Annotated in this window: 20 protein-coding genes; 15 read left to right on the forward strand and 5 right to left on the reverse strand. The window is 72.8% G+C overall.

Going from position 1 to position 17,499, the window contains the following annotated elements; all coding sequences use genetic code 11:
* Positions 1-241 (reverse strand): CsbD family protein (locus ABZ570_RS30515; RefSeq protein WP_358071048.1); only part of this gene is annotated, 241 nt, incomplete at its 3' end.
* Between the two features lie 204 nt (positions 242-445).
* Here ABZ570_RS30515 and ABZ570_RS30520 point away from each other — a divergent pair.
* Positions 446-1,054, forward strand: a complete 609-nt coding sequence (locus tag ABZ570_RS30520; protein ID WP_358071050.1) for a histidine phosphatase family protein — start codon at positions 446-448, stop codon at positions 1,052-1,054.
* On the opposite strand, the gene ABZ570_RS30525 is transcribed toward ABZ570_RS30520, so the two are convergent.
* From ABZ570_RS30525 to ABZ570_RS30535, 3 genes are all read right to left on the reverse strand, one after another.
* Positions 987-1,490 (reverse strand): Lrp/AsnC family transcriptional regulator, encoded by a 504-nt coding sequence (locus ABZ570_RS30525; protein WP_358071052.1) that lies wholly within the window; start codon positions 1,488-1,490, stop codon positions 987-989. The genes ABZ570_RS30520 and ABZ570_RS30525 overlap by 68 nt on opposite strands.
* Positions 1,491-1,574: 84 nt before the next feature.
* A complete protein-coding gene (locus tag ABZ570_RS30530) occupies positions 1,575-2,717 on the reverse strand; it encodes an acyl-CoA dehydrogenase family protein (protein ID WP_358071054.1) in 1,143 nt (380 codons plus the stop codon).
* A complete protein-coding gene (locus ABZ570_RS30535) occupies positions 2,714-3,829 on the reverse strand; it encodes a Xaa-Pro peptidase family protein (RefSeq protein ID WP_358071056.1) in 1,116 nt (371 codons plus the stop codon). Before ABZ570_RS30535 ends, ABZ570_RS30530 begins: the two co-directional genes overlap by 4 nt.
* 609 nt (positions 3,830-4,438) lie before the next feature.
* On the opposite strand from ABZ570_RS30535, the gene ABZ570_RS30540 reads away from it, so the two are divergent.
* From ABZ570_RS30540 to ABZ570_RS30550, 3 genes are read left to right on the forward strand one after another with little or no spacing between them, the layout of a single operon-like run.
* Positions 4,439-5,542, forward strand: coding sequence for a ThiF family adenylyltransferase (locus ABZ570_RS30540; protein WP_358071058.1), 1,104 nt, complete (start codon positions 4,439-4,441; stop codon positions 5,540-5,542).
* Positions 5,543-5,549: 7 nt separating this feature from the next.
* Positions 5,550-6,764 (forward strand): hypothetical protein, encoded by a 1,215-nt coding sequence (locus ABZ570_RS30545; protein WP_358071060.1) that lies wholly within the window; start codon positions 5,550-5,552, stop codon positions 6,762-6,764.
* Positions 6,761-7,330: a DUF3105 domain-containing protein gene (locus ABZ570_RS30550; protein WP_358071062.1), complete on the forward strand. Its 570-nt coding sequence runs from the start codon at positions 6,761-6,763 to the stop codon at positions 7,328-7,330. The genes ABZ570_RS30545 and ABZ570_RS30550 overlap by 4 nt, the downstream gene beginning before the upstream one ends.
* A gap of 51 nt (positions 7,331-7,381) precedes the next feature.
* Here ABZ570_RS30550 and ABZ570_RS30555 read toward each other — a convergent pair whose 3' ends face one another.
* Positions 7,382-8,413, reverse strand: coding sequence for an ABC transporter substrate-binding protein (locus ABZ570_RS30555; protein ID WP_358071064.1), 1,032 nt, complete (start codon positions 8,411-8,413; stop codon positions 7,382-7,384).
* A gap of 203 nt (positions 8,414-8,616) precedes the next feature.
* Between ABZ570_RS30555 and ABZ570_RS30560 the strand changes: the two genes are divergently transcribed.
* From ABZ570_RS30560 to ABZ570_RS30610, 11 genes are all read left to right on the forward strand, one after another.
* Entirely contained in the window at positions 8,617-9,561 is a 945-nt protein-coding gene (locus ABZ570_RS30560; protein ID WP_358071082.1) for an iron ABC transporter permease, read from the forward strand.
* Entirely contained in the window at positions 9,558-10,583 is a 1,026-nt protein-coding gene (locus ABZ570_RS30565) for an iron chelate uptake ABC transporter family permease subunit (protein ID WP_358071066.1), read from the forward strand. Before ABZ570_RS30560 ends, ABZ570_RS30565 begins: the two co-directional genes overlap by 4 nt.
* A 29-nt stretch (positions 10,584-10,612) precedes the next feature.
* On the forward strand, positions 10,613-11,425 hold the full coding sequence (locus ABZ570_RS30570; RefSeq protein ID WP_358071068.1) for an ABC transporter ATP-binding protein: 813 nt from the start codon (positions 10,613-10,615) through the stop codon (positions 11,423-11,425).
* 231 nt (positions 11,426-11,656) lie between these two features.
* Positions 11,657-11,875: a Rho termination factor N-terminal domain-containing protein gene (locus ABZ570_RS30575; protein ID WP_358071070.1), complete on the forward strand. Its 219-nt coding sequence runs from the start codon at positions 11,657-11,659 to the stop codon at positions 11,873-11,875.
* A 142-nt stretch (positions 11,876-12,017) separates the two neighbouring features.
* Positions 12,018-12,422, forward strand: coding sequence for a VOC family protein (locus ABZ570_RS30580; RefSeq protein WP_358071072.1), 405 nt, complete (start codon positions 12,018-12,020; stop codon positions 12,420-12,422).
* Positions 12,419-12,700: a helix-turn-helix domain-containing protein gene (locus ABZ570_RS30585; RefSeq protein ID WP_358071074.1), complete on the forward strand. Its 282-nt coding sequence runs from the start codon at positions 12,419-12,421 to the stop codon at positions 12,698-12,700. Before ABZ570_RS30580 ends, ABZ570_RS30585 begins: the two co-directional genes overlap by 4 nt.
* Positions 12,700-13,086 carry a VOC family protein gene (locus ABZ570_RS30590; RefSeq protein WP_358071084.1) on the forward strand — a complete coding sequence of 129 codons (387 nt, stop codon included), beginning with the start codon at positions 12,700-12,702 and terminating at the stop codon, positions 13,084-13,086. Before ABZ570_RS30585 ends, ABZ570_RS30590 begins: the two co-directional genes overlap by 1 nt.
* Positions 13,087-13,141: 55 nt before the next feature.
* Complete coding sequence (locus tag ABZ570_RS30595; RefSeq protein ID WP_358071076.1) at positions 13,142-13,522, forward strand: YccF domain-containing protein; 381 nt, start codon at positions 13,142-13,144, stop codon at positions 13,520-13,522.
* 214 nt (positions 13,523-13,736) lie between these two features.
* Entirely contained in the window at positions 13,737-14,462 is a 726-nt protein-coding gene (locus ABZ570_RS30600; protein WP_358071086.1) for an FkbM family methyltransferase, read from the forward strand.
* Positions 14,463-14,656: 194 nt separating this feature from the next.
* Entirely contained in the window at positions 14,657-15,658 is a 1,002-nt protein-coding gene (locus tag ABZ570_RS30605) for a LacI family DNA-binding transcriptional regulator (RefSeq protein WP_358071078.1), read from the forward strand.
* Positions 15,659-15,775: 117 nt separating this feature from the next.
* The gene (locus ABZ570_RS30610) at positions 15,776-17,449 is read left to right on the forward strand and encodes an ABC transporter substrate-binding protein (protein WP_358071080.1); all 1,674 of its coding nucleotides are present in this window, start codon (positions 15,776-15,778) and stop codon (positions 17,447-17,449) included.
* Positions 17,450-17,499 lie beyond the last annotated feature (50 nt).

A 17,499-nucleotide genomic window follows, 5' to 3' on the forward strand; every position in this document is an offset into this window, starting at 1 on the left:
GGGACGCCCGGCTCCAGGCGCAGCTGGTGGACGCGCTGCTGCGCGGCGACTCGCCGAAGGCGCCGCGGGCGTCGCGGCCGGCCTCCTTGACGTTCTGACCGGCCTGCCGGGCCCGGGCGGCGGTCTGCTCGCTGGCGCCCTCCGCCCGCATCCTCTCGTTGTCGGTGGCGTCGCCGATCCGCTCCTTGGCGAGGCCGGTCATCTCCTGAGCCTTGGCCTTGGCCTTGTCGGTGAAGCTCATGGCATTCCCTTCGTTGGCTCGATGCCCGGGCCGTTCGGCCCGCTTCCGCATCGCGTCCCCGTCGCCGATGTCTTGAAACGCGGCCGGTGGGTGTGCGGGCGGGCACCACCTGTAGTGCGTCCTAGGATGCTAGGTGAACGCCGGACGGACGCCGCCGGCCCAGGCCCCCGGCTGCTGCCCCGGGATGCCTGGTTAACTGGACGAATGGGAGAGCTCCTGCTGATCCGGCACGGCGAGACCACCTGGAGCGCCAGCCACCGGCACACCTCGTACACCGATCTGGAGCTGACCCCCGACGGCGAGCGGCAGGCTCGCGCGCTCGGCGCGCTGCTCGCCGGCCGCCGCTTCGCCCGTGTCCTGTCCAGTCCCCGGCAGCGGGCGGTACGCACCGCGCAGCTCGCCGGCCTCGGCGTCGAGGCCACCGACCCCGACCTGGCCGAATGGAACTACGGCGAGTACGAGGGGCGGACCACGGCGGACGTCCACGCGGAGAATCCGCACTGGAACCTCTGGGCCGACGGCGCCCCGGGCGGCGAGTCACCGGCACAGGTCGGCGAGCGCGCGGACCGGGTGCTCGCCGCGATCGCTCCCCTGCTCGACCGGGGCACCGTGGCCCTGGTCGGCCACGGGCACAGCCTGCGGGTGATCGGCGCCCGCTGGATCGGCCTGCCCCCGTCCGCCGGTGGGCTGCTCCGACTGGACACCACCACGGTCAGCGTGCTCGGTCACGAGCACGGCCGGCGGGTCATCCTGCGCTGGAACCAGCCGGCTCTGCCGCCGTCCGGGTCCGCCGACCGGACAGCTCGGCACTGATCCGCGGCGGCCGGTTCTCGTACGGCGTCGAGAGGACCACCGTGGTGCGCGTGGTGACGTTGGCGGCCGTGCGGATCTCCTGGAGCAGCCGCTCCAGGTCCGCCGGGCTGGCCACCCGCACCAGCAGCAGGTAGAAGTCCTCCCCCGCCACCGAATAGCACGAGTCGATCTCGGGCAGGTGGGCCAGCCGCTCCGGCGCGTCGTCCGGCTGGGACGGGTCGAACGGCCGGATGGCCACGAACGCGGTCAGCGGCAGGTCCAGCGCCTCGAACGAGACGCGCGCCGCGTAACCCTTGATCACGCCGCGCTGTTCCAGCCGGCGGACCCGCTGGTGCACGGCGGACACCGACAGCCCCACCCGTTCGGCGAGGTCGGTGTACGACAGCCGACCGTCCCCGGTCAGCGCGGCGACGATGGCGCGGTCGATCTCCTCCACGCGGTGCAACCTACCTGGAAAAGCGCTCCCACGCCGCACCCTGCCCGCCGAGCCGCACGCGCCGCGGGCAGGGGGCCACGCCGGTCACCCCTTCGCCAGGGCGCGGGAGATCACCAGCCGCTGGATCTGGTTGGTGCCCTCGACGATCTGGAGCACCTTCGCCTCCCGCAGGTACCGCTCGACCGGGTGGTCGACGACGTAGCCGGCGCCGCCGAGCACCTGTACCGCGTCGATGGTCACCCGCATCGCCACGTCGGTGGCGAACAGCTTCGCCTTCGCCGCCTCGATCGAGTACGGCCGGCCGGCGTCGCGCAGCCGGGCCGCGGCCAGCAGGAGCGCGCGGGCCGCGGAGATCTGGGTGGCGTGGTCGGCGAGGGCGAAGCCGAGCCCCTGGAAGTCGATGATCGCCCGGCCGAACTGCTGGCGCTCCTTCGCGTAGCCGACCGCGTAGTCCAGGGCCGCCTGCGCCAGGCCGACCGCGCAGGCGGCGATGCCGAGCCGCCCGGAGTCCAGCGCCGACATGGCGATGGTGAAGCCCGCCCCCTCGCCGCCGATCAGCCGCTCCGCCGGCACCCGGGCGTCGTCGAAGGCGATCTGGGCGACCGGAGAGGCGTGCAGGCCCATGGTCCGCTCGGCCGCCTGCGGGTGGATCCCCGGGGTGTTGCGGTCCGCGAGGAGGCAGGAGATGCCCTTCGGGCCGGGCCCCCCGGTGCGGCAGAAGATGTTGTAGAAGTCGGCGACGCGGGCGTGGGTGATCCACGCCTTGGTGCCGGAGACCACGTAGTCGTCGCCGTCCCGGACCGCCTTCGTGGTCAGGGCCGCGGCGTCGGAGCCGCCCTGCGGCTCGGAGAGGCAGTACGCCCCGAGCAGTTCCCCGCCGATCATGTCGGGCAGCAGCTTGCGCTGCTCGTCGGTGCCGTACCGGGCGAGCGGGTAGCAGGACAGGGTGTGCACGCTGACGGCCTCGGCGACGGCGAGCCAGCGGCTGGCGAGGATCTCGAGCACCTGGACGTAGACCTCGTACGGCTGGGCGGCCCCGCCGTACTCCTCGGCGTACGGCAGGCCGAGCAGGCCGGCCCGGCCCAGGGTGCGCAGCACCTCGCGGGGGAACTCGGCGCGCTCCTCGAAGCCGGCGACCTTCGGGGCGAGTTCCCGGTCGGCGAGTTCGGTGGCGAGGTCCAGTAGGTCGTGAGCCTCGTCGGTGGGGAGGATCCGGTCGACAGTCATAGCGCGATGAGCTCCGTGGGGGTGGTGTTGAGCCGTTGCCCGCCGTCCGTCGTGCAGACGACGATGTCCTCGATCCGGGCGCCGTGCCGCCCGGCGAGGTAGATACCGGGTTCGACCGAGAAGGCCATCCCGGCCTCCAGGGGCCGGGGGTTGCCGGTCACGACGTACGGCTCCTCGTGTGTGTCGAGGCCGATGCCGTGGCCGGTGCGGTGCAGGAAGGCGTCGCCGTAGCCGGCGGCGGTGATGACGTCACGGGCGACCGAGTCGACCGCCTCGGCGGTGACTCCGGGGCGGACCACGTCCACCGCCGCCCGCTGCGCCTCGCGCAGCACCGCGTAGTAGTCGGTGAACTCGGCCGGGGCGGGCCCGCCGGCGACGTACGTGCGGGTGCAGTCGGACCGGTAGCCGGACGGCATGGTGCCGCCGATGTCGACCACCACCGGCTCGCCGGCCCGGATCGGCCGGTCCGAGGTGCCGTGGTGCGGGCTGGCGCCGTTCGGGCCGGCGGCGACGATGACGAAGTCGACGCGCACGTGCCCGGCGGCCCGGATCGCCGCGGCGATGTCGGCGGCCACCTCGGCCTCGGTCCGGCCGGGGTGCAGCCACTCCCCCATCCGCCGGTGCACCGCGTCGATCGCGGCGCCCGCCTCGGCCAGGGCGCCCACCTCGGCGGGTGACTTGCGGATCCGCAGCTCGCGCAGCACCACGGAGGCGAGCCGCTGGGCGGCGTCGGGCAGCGCGGCGCGCAGGGCGAGGACCTGCTCGGCCCACATCCGGTCGGCCAGCCCGACGGCGGCCACCGGGTCGGGCAGGGCCGCGCGGACCAGCGGGTACGGGTCGGTGCCGTCGGCGTGGTCGACGATGCGGACACCGGCGGCGCGGGCGGGGGAAGCCTCCGCGCCGGGACGCTCCAGGACCGGCACGATCAGGGTGGGTTCCCCCTCGGTGGGCAGCACCAGGCAGGTCAGCCGTTCCCCCTCGTGGGCGTCGTACCCGGTCAGGTAGCGCAGGTCGGAGCCGGGAGTAAGAAGCAACGCGTCCAGCCCCGCGGCGGCGGTGGCGCGCTGCGCGGCGACCAGCCGCTCGGTCGGGTAGAGCTCGTCGGTTCCCACCCCCTGAGCTTAACGGTCGTTTGGGCAAGCGCGGGAGTCGGTCGGCGAGCCTCCCCGCGGCCGGTGCGCGGCTCCCCGCGCGGTGCCGACGGGCCCTCGACGGCAGTGGCCGCAGACCGTGCCAAACGGGCGCGCAGAGGGCCATCCACGGTTATCCGCCTTTCCTGTCAGCCAATCACGCATAGTCCCACCTAACTCCCGTAAATGATCTGTCCGACAGGGTCGGCCATGCCACAGAACTGCATTCACGCGGCCTTTACAGATCGTTCGTCCGGCGCGTTCCAACAATGCCCCAATTGTTTGTCAAAAAGGCGCACTATTTGACGCGTCTGAATGTTGTGAAGGGAAATCGCGGGTGCTCTAATGAGGGCGACGCGAGCGGTACCGCAGCGTCAGATCCCGCTCACTCCGTTGGAGGACGCCATGGAGCAGAAGGTCCAGATCAAGCGCAAGCCGGCCAAGGTCGTCGTGCGCAAGCTCGAGAAGCTCGAGACCACCGCCCTCATCATCGACCCCGGCTGCCGCGGCGACGCCTGCGGCTGATCACAATTCGGCCGGGGGGCGGTCCGTCGCCCCCCGGCCGAGCTCATCCGGGAGGAGCGGGACGCGATGCGGCGGCCACGGATCAAGGGAATTCACAAACCGGTGCGGCTGACCCCCACACTGATCAACATCGGCGGGCGGCAATTGGGCATCGGCGCGGAGATCGACGACGAGGACGGCAGCCTGTGGTCGCTGCTGGGCCTCATGGACGGCACCCGGACCCGGGCCGAGATAATCGCCGCGCTGACCGCCGAGCGGCCTGACCTGACCGCCGCGGACATGGCCGACGCGCTCCAGACGATCATCGACGCCGGCTACGTGGAGGACGCGGCGGCACCCCCACCGGCGAACCTGAGCCCGGCGGAAATCGACCGGTACGACCGGGCCCTCACCTACTACGCCTGGGTGGACCTGACCCCGCGCCCGTCCCGGTTCGACGCGCAGGCCCGGCTGAAGGCCAGCCGGGCGACCGTGGTCGGGCTCGGCGGCACCGGTTCCGCGGTCGCCGCCGCGCTGGTCGCCGCCGGGGTCGGCGACGTGCACTGCGTCGACTTCGACCGCGTGGAGCCGGGCAACCTGACCCGGCAGCTGCTCTACACCGAGCAGGACGTCGGCGCGCCGAAGCTCACCACCGCCGTGCGGCGGCTGCGCGAGCTCAACTCGCAGGTGACGGTCACCGGCGAGGAGACCCGGGTCGACTCCACCGAGACAATGGCGCGGCTCATGCGCGACCGGGACCTGCTGGTGCTCTGCGCCGATCAACCCCGGCACACCATCTGCGAATGGACCAACACCGCCGCCCTGCGCACCGGCACGCCCTGGATGCTCGCCCTGTACGCCGGGCCGATGACCGTGGTCGGCCTGTTCGTACCTGGGCAGACCTGCTGCCAGGCCTGCCTGCCCAGCGTCGGTGACCGGCTCCGTGAGCACTACGGCACCGAACCGGAGGAGCTGTTCCCGTTCGATGGGCAGGCGGTGATCGCCCCGTCGGCCAACCTCACTGGTCACCTGGCGGCCCTCGACGCCGTCTACCACCTCGCCGGCATCCCCACGAGCACCCGCGGCCTGATGTTCCACCTGAGCCTCACCGACCTGACCTACCACTACACGGTGCGCCCCCGGCCCGGCCGCAAGTGCGAGACGTGCGGCTGGCTCGAGGAGGAACGGTGAGCGCCCCGTGATCGCCCTCGACGCCGACAGCCGCCCCCGGGTCGCCCACCTGGTGGTCCGGCGCGAGGACGAGGACGAGTACGTCGTCGGTGACCCGGCGACCGGCACGTTCGTGGTGGTGCCCGAGGTCGGGGCCCGGCTGGTGGCGCTGTTCGCCGCCGGCCACACCATCGCCGAGGCCGCCGAGCAGGTGGAACGCGAGACCGGCGAGGCCGTCGACGTGGTGGACTTCGTGGCGGTGCTGGTCGACGCGGGCGTCATCGACGGGCGGCCCGCCGAGGCCGGGGCACCCGCCGCCGCCCGGCACTGGTCGATCTCGCGGATCCCCGCGCGCTACGCCCGGCCGCTGTTCGGCCGGACCGCCTGGGCCTGCTACGTCGGCTGCCTGGTCGTGGCGCTGGTCATGTTCGCCGCCGAACCGTCGCTGCTGCCCACCTACGAGGACGTCTTCATCTTTCCCGACGTGGTGCTCAGCCTGCTGATCACCAACGTGGTGGTCGTCGTGCTGACCGTGGTGCACGAGGTGTGGCACGCCCTGGCCGGCGCCGCCGTCGGCGTACCGTCGCGGCTACGGGTGGAGCGGCGCGGCATCTTTCCGGTCCTGGAGACCGACCTGTCCGGGCTGTGGGCGCTGCCGCCCGAGCGCCGCTACGGGCCCTTCCTGGCCGGCATGGCCATCGACTCCGTGCTGTTGTTCGCCGCCGTCGCGCCGCGCTTCGCCTGGTCGCGGGGCTGGATCGACCTGACGCCGGGGCTGGTCCGGTTCCTCGCCATGGTGGTGTTCAGCCAGGCGGTGAAGCTGGCCTTCCAGACGCTGGCCTACCTGCGCACCGACATGTACCTGGTGATGGCGACCGCCACCGGGTGCCGCAATCTCAACCAGGTCACCCGGCTGTCGTTGAAACGGCTGATCCGCCGGCTGTCCCCGGCGGAGGCGACCATCCTGCGCGACGCGCACGCCCGGGACCTGCGGGTGTCGCGCTGGTACCGGCTGCTCTATCTCGCCGGGATCATCTGGATGGCCTGGTTCGCCTGGCACTTCCTCTGGCCGAGCGCCAAGGTCACCCTCGGCTGGGCCGGCGGGGTGCTGATCGGTGCGCCGCTGGCCAGCGCGTACTGGTGGGAGGGGATCGCGCTGCTGCTGTTCGCGTCGCTGAACGTGCTGCTGCCGCTGGGTGTCATCGTGCGTAACCGCCGTCGCGCCGGGAGGGCCGTGGCTTGAGCCGTCGTTGGTGGGGCGCGCTGGTCAGCGTGGTGGTCACCACGCTGAGCGTGGTAACCATGTCCAGCCTCGGCGCCGGGGTGCTGCTCGATCTGACTCGCGACGACAGCGCCCTGCCCTGCGACCGGGTGCCCGGCACGCCGGAACCGTTCGAGGGCAACCGGCACATCCCGTACGAGGGCGCGCCGCACGAGCCGTACCGCACCGTGCCGCCCACCTCGGGGCCGCACTCGCCCCGGGTGGTCGTCCCCGGCATCTACCGGGACCCGGTGCCCGAGGAACTCCAGGTGCACGTCCTGGAGCACGGGCACGTGCTGGTGCAGTACGCCCCCGACGTCTCCGCCGACGACGTCCGTGCGCTGGAGCGCCTCGGCCGGCGGCACCCGCGGGACACCGTCGTGGCCCCGTACCCGGCGCTGGGGCACGGCATCGGCCTCACCGGCTGGCAGCGGCTGCACCGCCTCGACACCTTCGACGAGCAGGCCGTCGAGGAGTTCATCGCCCGGGTGGCGGGCCGCTACGACCACGGCTGGCAGGACGGCGCGACGGACTGCCTGAGGTCCTGACGGGCACCGCCCGGGCCGCGTTGGCAGCGATACGCAGGACGGCGGCGCGCGTCACGAGGTGACCTTCTCGGCGTCCCGGATGGCGCGGGCCAGGTTCTCCAGCAGCGGCGCGGCGCCCGCGTACGAGAAGCGGGGCACCGCGTCCCACGTCGTGACCTGACCGGCGCGGACCGCGGGCAGTTGCGCCCAGGTGGGCTTGGCGGCGAGGTCCTTCGGTTGCAGGGCGGTGCTGCGGTTGTCCAGCAGGATCAGGTCGGCCGGGAACCTGGCGGCGTTCTCCCAGCTGAGCGCTTCGAAGTAGTCGCCCTGCTCCAGCTTGGTGGGCAGTACGAGGTCGACGCCGAGGTCGGCGAAGTACATCAGGTCCGTGCTGACCTTCGGGTTGGAGACGTAGAACAGGTCGGGGCTGCCGGAGGCGGCCATCACGCGAAGGCCCGGGTTCGCCTTGACCGCTTGGCGCACGGCGTCCGCGGCGGCGGTGAAGCGCGCCTTCGCCTCGGTGACCTTCGGGGCGGACAGGTCGGCGCCGAGCGATTCGGCGAGTTGGGCGTACCGCTCGATCGGCCGGGTCATCGGCACCCGGGCGGTGGTGATCGCGACGCTCGGCGCGAGCGGCAGGATCCGAGCCTGGCTCTCGTCGGGGACGTACCAGAGCGCGTCGGGGTCGTACATGTGGGTGACCAGCAGGTCGGGGCGCAGTGCGGCGTACCGCTCCAGGTTGAACTCGCCCCAGGCGTTGCCGAGGATCTCGACGCGGTCCACGTCGAGGTCGCCGGCCTGCGGATCGCGGGTGCCGTCGGCCCGCCGGGTCTCGCCGAACACGCCGACGATCTGCTCGTCGAGTCCGAAGTCGACCAGGGCGGCGGCCACCCCGGTGAAGGCGACGATCCGGGTGGGCCGGCGGGCCGCCTCGACCTGCTGCTGGCGGTCGTCGGTGAACGACCAGGGGCCGCCGGTGGGAGCGGTGGCGGCGGCGCCGTCGGCGCGTCCGCAGCCGGCGAGGAGGGTGGCGAGGCCGGCGGCGCCGCCGGCGGCGAGCAGGCCGCGGCGGGAGAGCCGGCGGCCGGACAGGGTTTCGGGCATGGCGGTGTCTTTCGGTACGGGTCGGGAAACGACCATGGACAGCGAGGTTAGGTTAACCTAACCTAACTAGCCGTCAAGCCCGTCCCGTCGAACCGGAGTCCACACTGTCCGTCATCACCTCACCGCGCGGCGGCACGGCATCCGCCTCGCCGCGGCCCCGTCGGCCCGGACCTCTGGCCGCCGGGTTGGCCCTCGGCCTGCTGATGCTGGCCGCCACCGCCCTGATCAGCATCGCGGTCGGCGCGAAACCCCTGGCCCTCGCGGACGTGTGGCACGGCCTCACCGACCCCACCTCCCCGGAGTACGCCGTCGTGCACCGGATGCGGCTGCCCCGGACGCTGCTCGGCCTGGCCGCCGGCGCGGCGCTCGGTGTCGCCGGGGCGGCCATGCAGACGCTCACCCGCAACCCGCTCGCCGACCCCGGCCTGCTCGGCATCAACGCGGGCGCCTCCGCCGCGGTGGCCACCGCGACCGTCGCCCTCGGCGTCACCGCCCTGCACCACCAGGTCTGGTACGCCCTGCTCGGCGCCGCCCTGGTCACCCTCGCCGGGCACGCGGTGGCCGGCGGGCGGCACGCCACCCCCACCCGGCTGGCCCTGGCCGGCGCGGCGCTCAACGCCGTCCTCTACTCGTACGTCAGCGCGATCATGCTGGTCGACGCCACCTCGCTGGAGCGGCTGCGGTTCTGGACCGTCGGCTCCCTCGCCGGCGCGCGCACCGACACCGTCCCCGCGTTGCTGCCCTTCCTCACGGCCGGCCTGCTGCTCGCCCTCCTCGCGGCCCGCCCGCTCGGCGCGCTGGCCCTCGGCGACGACCAGGCCCGCGCGCTCGGCGCCCGCCCCGGCCTGGTCCGGGCCGCCGTGATCGGCGCCGTCACCCTGCTCTGCGGCGCAGCCACCGCCGCGTGCGGGCCGATCGTCTTCGTCGGGCTGCTCGCCCCGCACCTGGTCCGCGCCCGCACCGGCCCCGACCCACGTCGGCTGCTGCCGGCGTGCGCGGTGTACGCCCCGGTGCTGCTGCTCACCGCCGACATCGCCGGCCGGCTGCTCGGCCGCCCCGGCGAACTCCAGGTCGGCCTGGTCACCGCCGTGCTCGGCGGTCCGCTCTTCCTGCACCTGGTCCGGCATGGACGGGCGGCCCGAACGTGATCGTCCTACGTCTCCCGGGTGGGCTGTCGCTACGCCTACGGCCCCGCGCGCTCGCCGTCGGCCTCGCCGGCGCGCTGATCGCCCTCGCCCTCGCCGTGCTGGCCGTCGGCACCGGCGACTACCCGATCGGCCCCGCCGACGTGCTGCGCGTGCTCGCCGGCGGCGGCAGTCCCACCGACCGGTTCGTCGTCACCGAGCTGCGCCTGCCCCGGCTGGCCACGGCGCTCGCCGTCGGCACCGCCCTCGGCCTGGCCGGCGCGGTGTTCCAGACGCTGACCCGCAACCCACTCGGCAGCCCGGACGTCCTCGGGGTAACCCAGGGCGCGGCCACCGGCGCACTGCTCGTGGTCGCGACCGGCGGCGGCAGCGCGGCCCTGGGCGGCGCGGCGACCGCCGGCGGGCTCGCCACCGGCGCACTGCTGTATGCCCTGGCCGGGCGGCATGCCGCGGCCGGCCACCGGCTCGTGCTGGTGGGCATCGGCGTCACCGCCATCCTCACCGGCGTCAACGGGTGGCTGCTCACCCACGCCCCGCTGACGGACGCGGCCCGCGCCGCGCTCTGGCTCACCGGCAGCCTGGACGGGCGCGGCTGGGTGAACGCGCTGCCGGTGCTCGCCGCGCTGGCGGTGCTGCTGCCGGGCGTGCTGCTCGCCAGCGGGCCGGCGCTGCGGCTGCTGGAGCTGGGCGACGACGCCGCCGCCGCGCTGGGCGTCCCGGTACGCCGGATCCGCCTCGCCGCGCTCGCCGCGGCGGTGCTGCTGGTCTCCCTCGCCGCGGCGGCCGCCGGCCCGGTGTCCTTCCTGGCCCTGACCGCCCCGCACCTGGCCCGCCGGCTGACCCGCGCCCCGGGACCGAACCTGCTGCCGTCCGCCGCCCTCGGCGCCGCGCTGCTGGTCGCCGCCGACCAGCTGGCACAGCACGCGGTCGGCGGGCACCAACTGCCCGTCGGCGTGGTGACCGGCGTGCTCGGCGGCGGCTACCTGGCCTGGCTGCTCGCCGCCGAACGCGGGGGCCGGCGGTGACCGGCCCGGACGAGAGAGGAGCACCCACCATGCGACCCGACACCGCCCGGCTGATCGGCGAGGCGCTGACCATCGGCTACGACCGGCGCACCGTCGCCGAGAACCTCACGGTGGCCGTACCCGACCACTCGTTCACCGTGATCATCGGCCCGAACGCCTGCGGCAAGTCGACCCTGCTGCGCGCCCTGGCCCGGCTGCTCCGCCCCACCCACGGCACGGTGCTGCTCGACGGTGCCGACATCCACCGCCGCCCCGCCCGCCAGGTCGCCCGCACCCTCGGCCTGCTCCCCCAGTCGGCCGTCGCCCCGGACGGCATCACCGTCGCCGAACTGGTCGCCCGCGGCCGCTACCCCCATCAGGGCCTGCTGCGACAGTGGTCCCGCTCCGACGAGCGGGCGGTCGCCGAGGCGATGGCCGACACCGGGGTGGCGGCCCTGGCCGACCGCCCGGTCGACGAGCTCTCCGGCGGGCAGCGGCAACGGGCCTGGATCGCGATGGCGCTGGCCCAGCAGACCCCGCTGCTGCTGCTGGACGAACCAACCACCTACCTGGACATCGCCCACCAGGTCGAGGTTCTCGACCTGTGCGCCCGGCTGCACGAGGAGCAGGGCCGCACCCTCGTGGCGGTGCTGCACGACCTGCACCAGGCCGCCCGCTACGCCACCCACCTGGTGGCGATGCGCGACGGCCGGGTGGTGGCCGCCGGGGATCCGGGCGAGGTCGTCACCGCCGGACTGGTCGAGGAGGTGTTCGGCCTGCCCTGCCGGGTCCTCACGGACCCGTTGACCGGCACCCCCCTGGTGCTGCCGGCATCCCGCCGGGCCGCGCCCCGCGCCGGCTGAGCCGCCGCCGCGGCGACATCGGGCCGGTACGGGGGTTGGTCGTGTGCGGAATGTGGTGGTATCCCGGGGTGCCGGATATCGCCGTTTGCGCGACATGTACTGGATCGCCCGGGGGTTCGTGTTCGCGCGAGATGGAACACTTCCCCCGCCGGATCCTCGCGCTGGCGTTGCTACCCGCGCCCGCCGGGTAACCGACCGTGGACCGACCATCGGATGCCCGAAGGAGGAGCGATGGCACGCGATCCCGCCCAGATGAAGACCGGTGAGCTGCGCCAGCAGGCGGAACGCGCCGGAATCCGGAACGTCGACCAGATGAACAAGGACGAGATGATCCAGGCGCTCGGCGGGTCGACCAACGCGCGACAAGGCGGGGGCCAGACCCAGAAGGACCCGCGCCCGAAGGGCGTCAGCCCGCAGGACTACAAGAACCTGCCCGGCAACCAGACCTGACCGACCAACCCTGCGCCGGGTGTCCCCGCTGGGACGAGCGGGGACACCCGGCCGGAGCGCCACCTTTGACATGCAAGTGGGCACTTGCCTAATCTGTCGGGCAGGTCCGGCATCCGGCCGGTCGAGGATCGGAGTCCAGGCAATGACCGACAGCGACACCACGCTCGCCCCGTTCCTGATGTTCGAAGGGGCCGCCACCGAGGCCATGAACTTCTACATCTCGCTGTTCGACGACGGCGAGATACTCTCGATCATCCGGCACGAGGGCGACGGTCCGGCCGTCGCCGGCACCGTCCAGCTCGCCGAGTTCCGCGTGGCGGGGCAGCGACTGATGTGCAGTGACAGCTTCGTGCACCACGGCTTCTCGTTCACCCCCTCGCTGTCGCTGTTCGTGCAGTGCAAGGACGAGGCGGAGCTCACCCGCCTCCACAAGGCCCTCGCTGAGGGCGGGCAGGAACTCATGCCGCTCGGTGACTACGGCTTCAGCACCCGCTTCGCCTGGGTGAACGACCGCTTCGGGGTGTCCTGGCAGCTCAACCTGCCGTGATCGACGTCTTCGCGGCGATCGCCGACCCCACCCGCCGGGCGATCCTCGACGAACTGGCCGAGCGGGACAGCCAGACGCTCTTCGAGATCTGCGCCCGTCTGACGACCCGACACGGCATCGGATCCTCCCGCCAGGCGATCTCCCAACACCTCGACATCCTCGCGGAGGCCGGGCTCGTGCGCTCCGAGCGAAGCGGCCGCTACAAGTTCCATCACGCCGATTTCCGGCCGCTGCGCGCGGTCGTCGACCGGTGGCCGATCCCGGAGGAGGGACCGTGATTCGAATCAACCTGGCCAGTGTCTTCGTGGACGATCAGGACAGGGCGCTCACCTTCTACACGGAGGTGCTGGGCTTCACGAAGAAGACCGAGGTCCCGCTCGGCGAGCACCGCTGGCTCACCGTCGTCTCCCCCGCCGACCCCGACGGCGTCGAACTCGTGCTCGAACCCGCCGGCCACCCGGCGGTCGGCCCGTTCCGGCGGGCGCTCGTCGATGACGGGATCCCCTTCACCTCGTTCGCCGTCGACGACGTGCGCGCGGAGTTCGACCGGCTACGGTCGCTCGGCGTGGTGTTCACCCAGCAGCCCCTGGAGATGGGCGGCGTCACCACCGCGGTGCTCGACGACACCTGCGGCAATCTGATCCAGATCGCCAGCACGTCCTGAGCCCGGCCGGCCCCGAGTTCCCGGGCCGTTGCACGGTCCAGCCACGATGGAGCGCGTGATCCGCTTCATCTTGAACCTGTTGTGGCTCGTCTTCGGTGGCGGCCTCGTCCTCGCCCTGGGCTACGGGGTGGCCGCGCTGATCTGCTTCGTGCTGGTGATCACCATCCCGTTCGGCGTGGCCTCCCTCCGCCTCGCCTCGTACGCGCTCTGGCCGTTCGGGCGCACCCTCGTCCCCAAGCCCGGCGCCGGGATCGCCTCCGGCCTCGCGAACGTGCTGTGGGTGCTGCTGGCCGGCTGGTGGCTCGCACTGTCCCACATCGTCGCCGGCGTCACCCTCTGCGTCACCATCATCGGCATCCCGTTCGGGGTCGCGAACTTCAAGCTGGTGCCGGCGGCGCTCTGGCCGCTCGGCCAGGAGGTCGTGGACACCCCCTGAGGCGTCTCAACCCCAACCGCGTGCCCGGCCGGGCGACGGATTCGTCCGCCCGGCCGGGCACGCGTCACACCCGCTAAGGCATCCTAGGAGGCTGGACCACCACCCGCAGTGGCGGGATTCCGCGAAGTCTGCTCACCTTCCTCCCGGCGTCGCTACGGTCGGAGCAGTGGACGGCCAGGACGGGGTGATCGAGGCGCTCAAGGAGGATCCGACCATGTCGGGCCTGCGCCGGTCCCTGGAGTCGTACTACGGCGACCCCGCCCGCGACGCCGCGATGGACGCCCTCTACGCGGGCTTCGTCCGCCCCGGGAACCTGGTCTTCGACGTCGGGGCGCACGTCGGCGACCGGCTCGGCAGCTTCCGCCGGCTCGGCGCCCGGGTGGTGGCCGTCGAGCCGCAGCCCCTCTGCGTCCGGGCCCTGCGCGCGCTCTACGCCGCCGACACACGGGTCACGGTGGTCGAGGCGGCGTGCGGGGCGCGACCCGACCCGGTCCGGCTGCACATCAACTCCGCCAACCCCACGGTCTCCACCGTGTCCGCCCGCTTCGTGCGGTCGGCGGCCGGGGCCGGCGGCTGGGAGGGCGAGACCTGGGACGCCGAGATCGAGGTCGTCGGCACCACCCTCGACACCCTCATCGCCGCGCACGGCGTACCGGACTTCGTCAAGATCGACGTGGAGGGCTTCGAGGACGCGGTGCTGGCCGGGCTGAGCAGACCGCTGCCAGCGCTGTCGTTCGAGTTCACCACCATCGCGCGGGAGCTGGCCCCGCGCTGCCTGGACCGGCTCACCGCGCTCGGCTTCACCAGGTTCAACGTCGCGCTCGGCGACGAGATGGCGCTCGCCCTGCCGCGCTGGGTGCCCGCGGCCGAGGTGGCGGCGTACCTGCGCGCCCTGCCGCACGAGGCCAACTCCGGCGACGTGTACTGCCGGCCGGCCTGACCGCGCGAACGGGCGTCGGCGCACGGTCGAGCGACCCCGGCCGGCGCGGCTTTTTTAAGGATTTGAAGTTAGCCATATTTCGTTACCTGTGCGTTATTGACGTGACCGCTGTCACTTCGATTGACTGCGATGGAACCGCTTCCGCAACCGGTTCCGAACCACCCGTCCCGTCCCTGCCCCAACGGGAGCGCCACGTGCCGATCACCATCGCTGACGTCGCCACCCGGGCGGGGGTGAGCAAGACGACGGTCTCCCGGGTGCTCAACGGCAAGGGCGAGGTCGACGTCCGCACCGCCGACCGGGTTCGCGCGGTGATCAGCGATCTGGGTTACGTGCCGAGCGCCCGCGCGGTCGGCCTGGCCCGGGGCCGCACCCGGGTGGTCGGCATGCTGGTGCCCGCGCTCACCTGGCCGTGGATGGGCGAGGTGCTCCAGGGCGCGGCCGACGTGGTCGAGTCCGAGGGGTACGGCCTGCTGCTGTTCACCTGCACCCGGGGCGACGAGTCGATGCGGCGCTTCGCCTCCCAGGTCTCCGCCAAGTCCTTCGACGGCCTGCTGGTGGTCGAGCCGGAGGGCACCCTGGACTACATCACCGCGCTGCACGAGCGGGGCCTGCCGGTGATTCTCATCGACGACCGCAGCCACCAGCCGCGGTTCCCCTCCGTCCGGACCACCAACGAGTCCGGCGCGCGCGCCGCTGCGGCGCACCTGCTGGCGCTCGGCCGCCGCCGCCCGCTGGTGGTGACCGGCGTGCGCCGGTTCGGCTGCACCCGGGAACGGCTCGCCGGCTTCGCGGGCGGCTACGCCGACGCCGGCCTGCCCATCGACCCCGCTCTCGTCGTCGAGGGCGACTTCACCTTCGAGTGCGGCCGGGCCGCGGTGCAACACCTGCTCGCCGGCGGCGTGCCGTTCGACGCCGTCTTCGCCCACAACGACCTCTCCGCCGCCGGCGCGCTCCAGGCGCTGCGCGACGCCGGCCGGCGCGTCCCGGACGACGTGGCCGTCGTCGGCTTCGACGACCTGCCCCTGGCCGGGCACACCCACCCGCCGCTGACCTCGGTACGCCAGCCGCTGCGGGAGATGGGAGCGGCCGCCGCCCGCGCCCTCATCTCCCACCTCGGCGGCACTCCCCTGCCCGACACCCCGACCGTCATCCCGACCACGTTCACCGTGCGCGCCTCGACCGGCCGCACCTGAGGCGAACCGCACACCCCCCACCGCCGGTCGGCAACCACGCCGACCGGTGGCGGTGGCGCACACCCTCCACCCACCACCGATCCGCTCCCCACGGCGGGAGCACCCGAGGGAGACACCATGAGAAGACGGCACCTCCTCGCCATCGCGCTCGCCGGCGCGGTCGCCCTCACCGGCTGCGGCGAGACCGCCAACACCCGCAACCGGGACAACAAGGGCGGCGCGACGGTGCTCAACGTCGGCATGCCCAACGGCCCGCAGACCGAGAACCACAACCCGTTCCTGACCACCTCGGCGGCCGCCTCGCTCGGCTACCGCTGGCAGATCTACGAGCCGCTGATGATGTGGAACCCGGTCAAGCCGGCCGAGCCGTTCAAGCCGTGGCTGGCCACCAAGGCGGAGTGGACGCCGGACTACCGGTCGGTCACGGTGACCGTGCGCGACAACGCCTCCTGGTCCGACGGCAAGCCGGTCACCGCCGCCGACGTCGCCTTCACCTACAACCTGGTCAAGAAGAACGAGGCGATCAACACCGCCGCGATCCCGTACGCGTCGGTCAGCACCAGCGGCAACCAGGTGACCCTGACCTTCGACTCGCCGCAGTTCGTCAACCAGCAGAAGATCCTCGCCCAGGTGCCGATCGTGCCCGAACACATCTGGTCCGGGATCAAGGAGCCGTCCACCGACGCCAACAAGAACCCGGTGGGCAGCGGCGCGTACACGCTGAAGTCGTTCACCCCGCAGACCACCACGCTGTCGGTACGCACCGGCGGGTACTGGCAGGAACTGCCGAAGGTCAAGGAGCTGCGGTACACGTCGTACACCGACAACAACGCGCAGACCACCGCGCTGGCCAACGGCGAGTCGGAGTGGAGCTTCGTCTTCATCCCGAACGTGCAGGCCGTCTTCGTCGGCAAGGACCCGGCCAACCACAAGGTGTGGGCGCCGCCCGTGCTCGGCATCCACGGCCTCTACCTCAACACGGTCAAGAAGCCGTTCGACAACCCGGCGCTGCGCCGGGCGATGAACATGGTGATCAACCGGGAGGACATCTTCCAGCAGGCCGAGGCCGGCTACTTCCACCCGCTGGTGAAGAGCGTCACCGGCCTGCCCAGCCCGGCCGGCGACGCCTACCTCGCGCCCGAGTACCGGGGGCAGGACCACAAGGTCGACGTGGAGGGGGCGAAGAAGGTGCTCACCGACGCCGGCTTCACCTTCAAGGGCAGCACCCTGGTCGACCCGTCCGGCAAGCCGGTCACCCTCACCCTGACCGACCCGGCCGGCTGGTCCGACTACCAGACGAGCCTGGAGATCGTGAAGGACAACCTGTCCGACATCGGCATCGCGGCCACCGTGGACAAGGCCAACCAGGACGCCTGGTTCCGCAACGTCGAGGAGGGCAAGTTCGACGCCACCTTCCGCTGGACCAACGGCGGCGCCACCCCGTACGACATCTACCAGACGGTGATGGACGGCCGGCTGCTCAAGCCGGTGGGCACGGCGTCCCCGGCCGGCAACTTCGGCCGGTTCGACAACCCGGAGGCCACCGCGGCGCTCACCGCGTACGCCAACGCCACCGACGACGCGGCGCGCAGCGCGGCCCTGGCCACGCTCCAGAAGGTCTTCGTCGAGCAGGTGCCGATGGTCCCGGTCGGCGCGGACAACATCGGCGCGGCCTACAGCACGAAGAACTGGACCGGCTGGCCGGACGACACCAACCCGTACGGCGCGGGTCAGCCCACCCAGCCGAACGCCGCCGACGTGGTGCAGCACCTGCGCCCCGCCGGTTCCTGACGCGGGCGGTCCGGGCGGCGGGGGGGGCCCGGCCCCCCCACCCCCCCCAC

The organism is Micromonospora sp. NPDC007271, from assembly GCF_040634005.1.
GTDB lineage: Bacteria > Actinomycetota > Actinomycetes > Mycobacteriales > Micromonosporaceae > Micromonospora.